The organism is Microcoleus sp. AT3-A2, from assembly GCF_036705685.1.
In the GTDB taxonomy this organism is placed as follows: Bacteria; Cyanobacteriota; Cyanobacteriia; order Cyanobacteriales; family Microcoleaceae; genus Microcoleus.
In genome coordinates, this window is the sequence record NZ_JAUBVF010000098.1 from 1 (window position 1) to 11,595 (window position 11,595).

General features: G+C 44.5%; 7 protein-coding genes and 1 other RNA gene. 7 read left to right on the forward strand and 1 reads right to left on the reverse strand.

Annotation, left to right across the window (positions count from 1 at the left end):
- Positions 1–200: 200 nt before the first annotated feature.
- From QUB37_RS28275 to QUB37_RS28295, 5 genes are all read left to right on the forward strand, one after another.
- Complete coding sequence (locus QUB37_RS28275; protein ID WP_445300069.1) at positions 201–3,197, forward strand: PAS domain-containing protein; 2,997 nt, start codon at positions 201–203, stop codon at positions 3,195–3,197.
- 76 nt (positions 3,198–3,273) lie between these two features.
- Positions 3,274–4,455, forward strand: coding sequence for a magnesium/cobalt transporter CorA (gene corA / locus QUB37_RS28280; protein WP_333168461.1), 1,182 nt, complete (start codon positions 3,274–3,276; stop codon positions 4,453–4,455).
- Positions 4,456–4,773: 318 nt separating this feature from the next.
- An RNA gene (gene rnpB / locus QUB37_RS28285) (RNase P RNA component class A) lies at positions 4,774–5,207 on the forward strand.
- Between the two features lie 280 nt (positions 5,208–5,487).
- Positions 5,488–6,192, forward strand: a complete 705-nt coding sequence (gene rnc, locus QUB37_RS28290; RefSeq protein WP_333168463.1) for a ribonuclease III — start codon at positions 5,488–5,490, stop codon at positions 6,190–6,192.
- Positions 6,193–6,404: 212 nt separating this feature from the next.
- Positions 6,405–7,643 carry a Gfo/Idh/MocA family oxidoreductase gene (locus tag QUB37_RS28295; RefSeq protein ID WP_333168465.1) on the forward strand — a complete coding sequence of 413 codons (1,239 nt, stop codon included), beginning with the start codon at positions 6,405–6,407 and terminating at the stop codon, positions 7,641–7,643.
- 31 nt (positions 7,644–7,674) lie between these two features.
- Here QUB37_RS28295 and QUB37_RS28300 read toward each other — a convergent pair whose 3' ends face one another.
- Positions 7,675–9,720 carry an ATP-binding protein gene (locus QUB37_RS28300; RefSeq protein ID WP_333168466.1) on the reverse strand — a complete coding sequence of 682 codons (2,046 nt, stop codon included), beginning with the start codon at positions 9,718–9,720 and terminating at the stop codon, positions 7,675–7,677.
- Positions 9,721–10,383: 663 nt separating this feature from the next.
- Here QUB37_RS28300 and QUB37_RS28305 point away from each other — a divergent pair.
- A complete protein-coding gene (locus tag QUB37_RS28305; protein WP_333168467.1) occupies positions 10,384–11,043 on the forward strand; it encodes a class I SAM-dependent methyltransferase in 660 nt (219 codons plus the stop codon).
- A gap of 171 nt (positions 11,044–11,214) precedes the next feature.
- Positions 11,215–11,376 (forward strand): hypothetical protein, encoded by a 162-nt coding sequence (locus tag QUB37_RS28310; protein ID WP_333168468.1) that lies wholly within the window; start codon positions 11,215–11,217, stop codon positions 11,374–11,376.
- Positions 11,377–11,595 lie beyond the last annotated feature (219 nt).

The window sequence follows — 11,595 nt, forward strand, 5'->3', positions numbered from 1 at the left end:
TAAGACTGAGATGTGCATATTTAAATAACGACATCAAGCTCGGTATTTCTGCTTAGTTAAAAAGCGGGATGCTCCCGGCGCCAAGTTCCGAAGTAGCAATTATCAACACCAGTCAAAAGCCGACAAATTGCCCAATCCCCAAGCAAATTCTCAGCTTCGCCGGCTACCCTTTGATAGTCGAAGAACGGCTGGCGGGAGTAATGGTAATTATCAGCAGCCAGCCGCTGACAGCACCCTTTCAGGAAACTTTAGCATCGGTTGCGGATGTCATTGCTTTAGGCATCGAACGCAAGCGTGCAGAAGCTGAATTAAAATCAGCTAGAGGGTTTCTAAATTCCGTAGTAGAAAACCTGCCGGTGGGAGTTTTTGCTAAAGATGCTTCTTCGCTGAAATTTGTGCTGTGGAATAAAGCGGGAGAAACGATCGCAGGTGTTACCTCTCAAGAGGCGATCGGCAAAAATGACTACGATATTTACCCCAAAGAACAAGCTGATGTTTTTACTGCTCAAGACAGGGAAATATTGACCGGTGAACACAACCAACTTACTGTTAAAGACATAGCCGAAGAGCCGATCCAAACTCGCCACAAAGGTATGAGAATACTGCACACCCGCAAAGTGCCAATTCTCGACGCCGCAGGCCGTCCTCAGTACGTTTTGGGGATTACTGAAGATATTACCGAACGCAGGCAGGTAGACGAAAGCGTGCGCCTCTACGACCAAATTTTCGAGAATATGCAAATTGGTTTGTATGTCTACCATTTAGAAAATATAGACGACGACAGCACTCTCAGGGCGATCGCCTCAAATCCTGCGGCTACCATATTTACCGGATTAGAAATGGCGGATGTTTTGGGAATGACAATCGATGAGATTTTTCCCCACCTGCGATCGAAAAACATTCCCCAAGCATTTGCTTCGGTAATTCACAGTCAGAAAGCCGTAGAACTTGAAGATATTGAGTGCGATGAAGGCGGCCGAATAACTCGCGCTTTTTCTATTAAAGCTTTTCCATTACCCAACAACTGCGTCGGTGTTGCTTTTGAAAACATTACTGCTCGCAAGTGCCTAGAACTACAACTGCAGGCGTCTTTGGAAAAAACCGAACGTTCCGAACAACTCCTGCGTACAGTAATAGACAAAACCAGCGACTGGATTTTTGCCAAAGACAAAAAATTTCGGTGTATTTTGGCAAACAGGAGTTTCGCTCAAGCGATCGGCAAAACAGTCGAAGAAATAATTGGCAAATCCGATTTAGAATTAGGATTCTCCGAAGATCTCGTGTTTGGGAACTTCGCCAAAAATATCCGAGGCTTCCGCACAGACGACTCTGCTGTACTGGCCGGCGACATCATCCACAATCCCTGCGATCCGGCAACTATTGCTGACGGTTCAGTACATATTTTTGATACCCAAAAACTTCCCCTGCGCGACGCTGAAGGTAATGTATTTGCAGTGCTAGCTTTCGCTCACGATATTACCGAACGACATGAATCGGAAGCAGCTTTGCGTAGAAGTGAATTAAGATTTAGGTCTTTGGTAGCTAATATTCCCGGAGTGGTTTATCGCTGGAGGTGCGATTTTTCGACTAATTTTATTAGCGATGCCGTTTACTTATTAACTGGCTACCCTGCGGCAGATTTTATTTGGGTTTTGGACAGGAGAGGTCGGACTTTTGCCAGCATTATTTACCCGGAAGATTTGGCAAAAGTAGAAGCAACTATTCGGCAAGGTATAGAAAAGAAAGAGTCTTATAACTTAGAATATCGCTTGCTAGCAGCAGACGGTACGGTTAAATGGGTGTGGGATAAAGGTTCTCCTGTGTTCGACGCAGAAGGAAACGTTTGCTATTTAGATGGGGTGATTTTTGATATTAGCGATCGCTACTACGCTGAGGAAGCATTGCGCCAAAAAACGTTAGAGTTAGAAGCAGTTTTTCGCGCTTTGCCTGATTTGTATTTTCGACTAGATGCTGACGGTATAATCGTGGATTATTTGTCAGGAACTTCTTCGAGTTTATACGTACCTCCTGAACATTTTATCGGCCAACGAATGACAGACATATTGCCACCCAATGTCGCCTGCCAATTGGCCCAAGCAATCTTTGAAATTTCCGAAACAAGAAATTCGATCGACATAGAATATTCGCTTTCCCTGTCGGAAGAAGAAAAAACTTATGAAGCCAGACTGTTGCCTTTTAATTCCGATCAAATTATTATTCTAGCCCGCAATATTACCAAGCGCAAACAAGCCGAAGCTCAATTAAAACATAAAAATCGCCAGCTAGAGCAAACATTGAAACAATTAGGCAGGACTCAAGCTCAACTAATTCAAGCGGAAAAAATGTCGGGTTTGGGACAGCTAGTGGCGGGAATTGCTCACGAAATCAATAATCCTGTCAGTTTTATTTACGGTAATATCAATTACGCTAGTGAGTATGCCAAAAACTTGCTGGAACTGTGCAGTTTGTACCAGGCACACTACCCGGAACCTGTTGCTGTTATCCAAAATTTGGCAGAAGAAATAGAACTGGAATTCATGAAAGAGGATTTCCCGCACCTGCTGACTTCTATTCAAACCGGAGCCGAGCGCATTCGCCAAATTGTTCTGTCTTTACGCAACTTTTCCCGGCTGGAAGAATCAGATATCAAGCGGGTTGATATCCACGAAGGAATAGACAGTGCTCTGTTAATTTTGCAACACAAGATTAAAGAAAATGGCAGAAATCGCCAGATTGAAATAGTTAAAGAATATGGAATATTGCCGCCGGTACAGTGCTACGTTGGACAGTTAAATCAAGTGTTTATGAATATTTTAAATAATGCTATTGATGCTTTAGCGAATGTCAGGAATAGGAAGTTGGAATTAGCGAGTTATTCGGAAGAGGAAGGGCAAGATTTTGCTAGTTTACCTTTAAGTTGCGACACATTGCCGTGGATTCGGATTCGCACGGAGGTGTTGGAGAATAATCGGGTTGCGATCGTAATTTCCGATAACGGGTATGGCATGGCAGAGTCTGTTAAATGTCGGGTATTTGACCCGTTTTTTACTACTAAACCCGTAGGTAAAGGTACAGGTTTGGGACTGTCTATCTCCTATCAGATTGTGGTGGAAAGACACGGAGGGACGCTGCAGTGCATTTCCGCGCCGGGAGAGGGAACTGAATTTGCGATCGAGATTCCAATTCGGCAGAGGTAATGAGTCATTGGTAATGAGTAGTTGCACGATAAAAATGATAATCTAATTAAAGGTTCTAAAAGTCAGGAATATTAGCATGGTATACAAAAACATACATACTTCTAGTGCAGTTACCAAACCAATTAAAGATGATGAGGATGATGATGATTCCTACGTTGACTATTTTTATGACGATCAGGGGGCTCCGCCGGGAACTCTCGACTTAGAACCAGATGCGCCGCCTCCGGAGATTGTATTAATTGACTATTGCGAAACAGCCGCAACTCGCGCCAAATTGGCAAATCCTCGAGAAGCTGCTGCGTATTTAGATACAGCATCTGTTTCTTGGGTTGATATGTTGGGGTTAGGAAACAAAGAAACTTGGCGCCACATGGGTAAAGTGTTTAATTTGCATCTTATGGCTCAAGAAGATGTGGTTAATGTTCCCCAGCGACCGAAAGTGGTAGATTACGAAAATCACCTTTTAATTATTGCCTGGATGGTGATACTTAAGCCGAATTCAGAGAATTTTCATAAAGAACAAGTTAGTTTGATTTTGGGGAAACATTACCTGTTAACTGTTCAGGAAGAACCGGACTATGATTGTTTTGAACCCGTGCGCGATCGCATTCGTAAAGGACAAGGAATGATTCGCAAACACGGAGCCGATTATCTGGCTTATACTCTGTTAGATTCGATTATAGATGGATTTTTCCCTGTATTAGAAGTTTACGGAGAGCGCATTGAAGAACTAGAGGATGAAGTGGTGCTAAACCCCACCCGCAAAACCCTGGAAAAAATCTATAAAATCCGGCGAGAATTGCTGACGCTGCGCCGCGCCATTTGGCCACAGCGCGATGCAATTAATGTTTTGATTCGAGATAGCAGTGATTTGATTAGTCCAGATGTGCGAATTTACCTGCGCGACTGTTACGATCACACGGTGCAGGTGATGGATATGGTGGAAACCTATCGAGAGTTGTCTTCGGGTTTGATGGATGTTTACTTGTCTTCGGTTGGTAATAAAATGAATGAAATCATGAAGTTGCTGACGGTGATTTCGAGTATATTTATTCCTCTAACTTTTGTGGCGGGAGTATACGGGATGAATTTCAATACAGAGAAATCGCCCTGGAATATGCCGGAACTAAATTGGTATTTTGGCTATCCGCTTTGTTGGGCAATTATGCTAGCGATCGCCTCTGGTTTAGTTTACTTCTTCTGGCGGCGTGGCTGGTTTGATAATTTTTCTACTATCAAAGATGACTCGTTAAAGTAACTGAATTGAAGATTTGAGATTTGGGATTGAAGATTGAATAATTAAAAATTATGTTAGGTAAAAAGGTTTCCTGCCCCTAGTGGAATCCGTGCCATAAATCCTTGCATCATAATTCCCAACTTTTCAGCCCCCTGATTCATCCGTGAGTGAATTTAAGGGGATTTGCAGGGAAATTTAATTGTTGGGCGGGCTTTCGGGCCGACCGTACAAGAGTTTGAATAAACACAAATGTCCAAATTAAGTGGGCGACAAGTTAAAATATTCAATCTCAAACCCCAAATTGATTGACGAACGATCGCGTACAATAAATCTGGGGAAAAAGTAGGCGCAGGCGGTTGCGGATTAGCGAAAGCTTGTCTGAGGAAAGTCCGGGCTCCCGAAAAACCAAACTTGCTGGGTAACGCCCAGTGCGAGCGATCGTGAGGATAGTGCCACAGAAAGATACCGCCAATTAGTCATTAGTCAGCAGTCATTGGTCATTAGTAAGTAACTGAGGATTTTTGACTGGGAAGCAACCACTAATTTGGTAAGGGTGCAAAGGTGCGGTAAGAGCGCACCAGCAGCATCGAGAGGTGCTGGCTCGGTAAACCCCAGTTGGGAGCAAGGTCGGAGGGACTATGGTTGGTTTTTTACCAGTTCCGTTTTTTGGTACCGCTTGAGGCGTCTGGTAACAGGCGTCCCAGATAGATAACTGCCCTCGAAAACTGCTTGCAGTTGAGAGAACAGAACCCGGCTTATGTCCGACTTTTTCCCCCCCCCATTTAATTAAAATTACCGCTTGGAAATCAGGTAAATCAATCCTTTCGCCCTGTTTTATGTGGGGAAAGGTGTGCAGTGCACACCCGGAGGAAGATTTTGGGTAAGGTGCACCATAAGCACCCGGATGAATATTTGGTGTTTGAAGTAATTTTTTTTATTAATATGAATCTGAGACAAGTTTAAAAAAATAATGCAACTTTTGACAAGCTAGAAACCCGGATAGTAATCTGTGATTCCCACTTCTAAAATCTAAAATCTAAAATCTAAAATGGTATGATTTATCCGGCTCGCCAAAAGCAACTTGAAACATTAATTGAAAAATTGGGACTGACGAAGAATGCTTCGATCAAATGGCATCTCCTCGATTTAGCTTTGACTCATGCGAGCGCGTCAGCTAAGGCAAATTACGAGCAACTAGAGTTTGTCGGAGATGCAGTTGTGCGGCTGGCTGCGTCGGAATTGTTGTTTGAGGTTTATCCTGACTGTACAGTGGGGGAATTTGCTGCTATTCGATCGATCTTGGTGAGCGATCGCATTCTTGCTAAAATCGCTGAAAGTTACGGGTTCGATCGCTATTTAATTGTTTCCAGCAGCGCCGCCTCGGACAAAACAGGCGCTGAACCCCGACTGGCCGATGCTTTGGAAGCGGTACTGGCTGCACTTTATTTGAGTACCCAGAGCTTAGAATTAATTCGACCTTGGCTAGATTCTCACTTTCAACGCCTAGCGACGGAAATCCGCAGCGATCCTGCCCGCCAAAACTACAAAGCTGCTCTCCAAGAGTTGACTCAAGGCAAATACAAAACTTTGCCCAAATATAGCGTGCAAGAAACTGGGACAGTGCAGGGCGGGGAGGATCGTTTTACTGCAGAAGTTCTCATTCAGGGAAAGTTGGTAGCAGAGGGAAAAGGTCGATCGATCAAAGCGGCCGAACAAGCAGCGGCTCAGGTAGCTTTTAATAAATTAGTTGACAGTTGACAGTTGACAGTTGACTGTTGGCTGTTGACTGTTGAATGTTGACTGGTGTTATCAGTTATTGGTTATTTGTTAGCTGCTACCAATAACCAATAAGCAATAACCAATAACTACTGCCAACATTCAACAGTCAACAGTGATTTTTCTGATTTAAAACATAGATAATAATAACAAAATATGCTATAATTACTGTGCGATTTTTTAAATTATAATTAATGAAAATCGGAATAGCTGTATTGGGTGCGGGCCGCTGGGGAGTTAACCTAATTCGTAACTTTCTCGAACATCCCAACAGCCAAGTTTTAGCGGTGGTAGACCCGAATCGAGATTCATTGGCGGCCGTTCAAAAACAGTTTAATCTTGATGCCTCGGTAATTCTAGCTACCGATTGGTCTCAAGTGCAAGCCTTGGCGGGACTGCAAGCTGTGGCGATCGCCACTCCAGCTTCCACACACTACACCCTCGCAGCAGCAGCGCTGAAACAAGGCTACCACGTCTTAGCAGAAAAACCCCTCGCCCTCAACCTCACTGAAGCCATAGAACTTTGCCAATTAGCCGAAAAACAGCAGCGGCAACTCTTCGTTGACCACACTTATCTGTTTCATCCAGCAGTCGATCGAGGCCAAAGAATTATTCAACAGTATCAACTCGGAAAATTGCGCTACGGTTACGCCCAGCGTACCCATTTTGAACCAGTTCGCCATGACGTTGATGCCCTTTGGGACTTGGCAATTCACGATATCGCTATTTTCAATACTTGGCTGCAACAAACGCCAATTGAAGTAAGGGCGATCGGCACTGTTTTTCCGAAGGAAGAAGGAAGTTCGGCAACGAGCACTGTACGGGATGTAACGGATGTAACGGATGTCAGGAAGAAGGAAGAAGGAAGAAGAAATAGGGAAGAAGGAATAAATCAAGACGCAGCAGAAATTGAAAATCAATTTGCTCCTTCACTGTTGACTAATAATCCTGCAGAAAAACTAGCAGATTTAGTTTGGGTAACGCTCACCTATCCCGACGGATTTCAAGCATTTATTCACCTGTGCTGGCTCAATCCCGACAAACAACGGCGCTTAACAGTTGTTGGCAGTTTGGGAACCTTGATTTTTGATGAAATGTCGCCAAAAACTCCCCTGATTTTGCAGCGCGGGAATCCAGATTACGGGGACGAAGAGAATAACTCTTTTGAAAGTGCGTTAGCGAAGCCCGCCCCTACGGGGGCTACGCCAACGAAGAGGATCGCGCCGCAGCGAACAAGCCTCAGCCATCGCGAAGTGTTGAGTTTAGAACAAGTAGAACCGCTGCGGAGAGTGTGCGATCGCTTCCTCAATTGCGTGCAAACAAATACCCCCTGTCTTACCTCTTCGGGCGCCGCCTCCGTCGAATTAATCCGCATTCTCAGCACTTTGAGCAAATCCCTCGAACTCGGCGGACAGCCCCTAATACCCTTTTAGATTTTAGATTTTAGATTGGGAACATCACTCCTCAACTTTTGAAATTTCCCTTTTCCGTTACTAAGTCAGGGCTGTGAAAATAAAAACTTGACTGCTGGTTTACCGGCAAAGAAATCATCACCGTAGTACCTTGATTCACGCCCGCGCTGTGCAGGGTAATGCTTCCGATCATAGATTCCATTATCCTTCGCGAGATAGCCAAGCCCAAACCGTTACCGCCAAACTTGCGAGTTGTAGAACCATCAGCCATCACAAAAGGTTGAAACAATTTCTGCTGATGTTCGGGATCGATACCAATTCCCGTATCTTTAATTGTCACCACCACCCAATCGCTTTGACCGCTGGGGCCCGTCGTATTTTCAGCACTGCCGTTAAAACTACCAGAATTAGTCCTCGATTCTAGCCGCACAGATATATTAATGCTGCCCGACTCTGTAAACTTAACGGCATTGCTCAAAACATTTAAAAACACCTGTTTTAGCTTCTCTGGATCGGCATGAACAATAATCGGATCATGATGAGCTGGCAAAGTTAACTTCAAGCCTTTTTCCTCAATTTGAGCCGCTTGCAAATCAATCGCGTCTTCAAGTACCTGGGTAATGTCCACTACTTCTAACATCATGGAGAAGGTACCGGATTCTATTTTAGCAATGTCCAAAATATCATTAATAATATTGAGCAATTGCATTGACGAGTCGTGGGCCCGCTGTAAAAATTCCATTTCTTCATCTCGGTCATCGCAGTAGCCGTCCCGCACAATTTGAATAAAACCAATAATCCCGTTGAGCGGCGTTCTCAATTCGTGAGAAATATTCCCCAAAAATTCATTTTTTAATTGATTCGCAACTTGCGCTTCTTTGGTTGCCACTTCCAATTCTCTGGCCCAGGATCTAAGGCGCTGCACCATGCTGTTAAGTGCTTCTGATAGTTGATTAAATTCCCTAATTTGGAAATCTTGGGGCACTGTCTGCGACGCTTCCGTATCTACTTTCATCGCGTAGTCTCTCAGTTTTTCCACAGGACGCGCCAAGTCGCGAGACAGATATAAAGTCGCGATGATACTAGCAGCAACCAAACCTACAATTAAATTAAATAAAACTTGCTGAATTTCTTCCAAACCTGACAGAGCGTAATCTAAACGAGAGACAGCTAAAATAATCCACTTGCTGTTCTCCTGTGTAGTTGAAGGACTCGGGATAGCGGCGTATCCTGCTAGCAACTCTACACCATTTCTTTCAAAGGAAAATAGGTGGAGAAAAGCTGTTCCCCCGGCGATCGCCCTTTTGACAATACTTTTTAGTCGAGCGGCATCTGCCTCTTGGCCAATATTGCGGCCCACGCGGTTGACATTAGGGTGCGCCAAAATTGTCCCATCTTGGTCGATCGCCACCGTATAGCCGGCTAAAGAACCCTTGGGAGCGCTGGTTTGCACAGGCAAGGCCGACTGCAAACTCAAAGCATAACTCAACTGCAGGGTATTGCCCCGACGAATGTAAACAGGAGCGCTCAACACCAAACTCGCTTGGCTATCGGAGCCTTCTTTACCCGCATCGGGAAAATCTTCAGCCCCCAAAGCCACCTTCTGATCGTTTGCTGTCCCCTGTCGCTGCGGAGGTAAGGACAGACTGATGTAAACGCTCTTGTCGTCCAGCAGCGTTTGCTGCTGCTGTACGGGAGGCCAAAATTTTGCGGGCAAGGACTGAATCGGCTGCTGCCCGCAAGTGCTTGCTATCACTTGATTTGTCTTTAAATTAGTCAATTGCAAGCAATCAACTTGCGCTGGCAAGCGCTGCCCTAATTGGGCGATAAACTTTTGATAATCCTTCGGATCTACCGACTGCAACATCGAGCTTTCCGAAGCGCCGATCAGATTGGACTTCAGCGATTTCGCCCACTGTTCAATAGTGTCTGCTTTTCTGACTGCACTTTCTGTCAAGTTTTGACGAGCAGTTTCCAGAAGCGTCGAGCGTGCCTTGCGATAGGTAACATACTCCCCCACCAGTAGAACAGGTACGCTGAGCAACAAAATCCGCGACAGTAAAATACGGCGAAAGGAGGATTGACCTAACTTAACCATAGGAAATATCTAAATTAAGGTGCAACACCCAACAGCGACCATTAAAGTGAAATAAACCAGACCGAAAGCATGAATCTGTCTAAGGGGCTCTGCTGACTGGACAACACAGCTTCAGAACAACATTTAAACACAATTATAGAAGCCACTGTAGTAATCTCGATTCTAAGTGTGTGGACCCAAAGATGCTCAGCAATTGGTTTCGCCAATGCTTGTGATTTCGGTCACACTTCCCTTATCAATTCTCGGAGCGACTGGCACCCGATCGCCCAGGGGCCCATTTTTCTGGCTGCAAAAAGCGTCGGGTGGACATACCGCAGTTGCTTGAAGCTAGAATCGCATGGATGCACTCGCCCCAATTAACAGGCAAAAAGTTCGGTTTCCGGCTAGTGCACAGAGAGAATTCTGCTCGATCGGACTTTTTCTTTCCCAATGCCTTCGAGAGATGGGCCAGAGAGGGGCGATGCGAGATTTGGCACCCTGTCAAAGATTTCTTTTGCCATCCGATTGATTCAGTGACAATAATTCACCTGTCAAACAAAAAGAATGAGACGATCGAGCTGCCGATCGACTCTGAACAACCGTAATGTGGGGAACCTGGGCCCAAACAGTACACCCACGCGCCGTAAATTTGCGGTCTCGGCAATAATCTCCATAGCTTAATCGATGAAAAAAAACTTTAGCAATTATACGTATTATTACACAAACAACCATCCGAGATATCATCACGCTTATTTGATATCTCCCCTTTTAGAAATGCTGGCGACACTTCAGCAGACCAGCGAGACAAAACTCCGAGTTTTGGATCTCGGCTGCGGCAATGGCAGCCTCAGTCACGTTATCGCAGAGCACGGCTGCGAAGTTGTCGGCGTTGACACTTCTGCGCCCGGAATTGCCATCTCCCGTCAAAGTTTCCCCGATTGTCAGTTTATCCAAGCAGATATTTACGACCTTCCAGATATCGATATTCTGAACTCATTTGATGTTGTCTTAGCTATTGAAGTAATCGAACACTTGCTTTATCCTAAAGAACTAGCAAGAACTGCAAAAAGATGCCTCAAGCCGGGAGGAAGACTAATTATTTCCACACCCTATCACGGCTATTTTAAAAATCTTGCTTTAGCGATTTCTGGCAAACTAGATAAACATTTTACCGTTCTTTGGGATAACGGTCACATTAAATTTTTTTCAGTAGAGACGCTGACCAAGTTATTAACATCTGAAGGATACACAGACATAAAATTTAAATTTGCTGGTCGGTGTCCTTATCTTTGGAAATCAATGTTATGCTCTAGTACGTTCTCACCACAAGCGGAGAAATCATGAGTTTTGAGTTGTGATTTTTCAGGCAATTAATTTTTATGAATAAACAACCCGCCCTCATGAAAAGTAAAAGATAACTTTTATGGTGAAATGGTGAAACAAATAAAATGACTGTTGGCGTTTGGATATTAGGCGATCAACTTTGCCAGAACCAAGCTGCTATCAACCGCACAGATGATAAATCTTTCCTACTGGGATTTCCTAGCGCGCCACAGGGACAAACTTCAGTCGATCGGTCGCATGAGCTTTATTTTAGCCAATCTCGACAAAATGCCGCCGACAGAATTGGCAACCATCCGCCAAAAAGCTGCAGATTGGCACTTAGGAAGTCAGTAGTCAGTAGTCATTAGTCATTTGTTAATCCTTTGCAGCGACTAATAACAAATAACATTAATCAACAGTCAACAGTCAACAGTCAACAATGCCCCATGCCCCATGCCCCATGCCCTTAACATTAATCAACAGTCAACAGTCAACCGTCATTTGTGACAAGTTAAGAAAAAGTGCAAATTGTCAAGGGGGTAGACCAAAAAAGGTAAAATAGGATGAAACCTT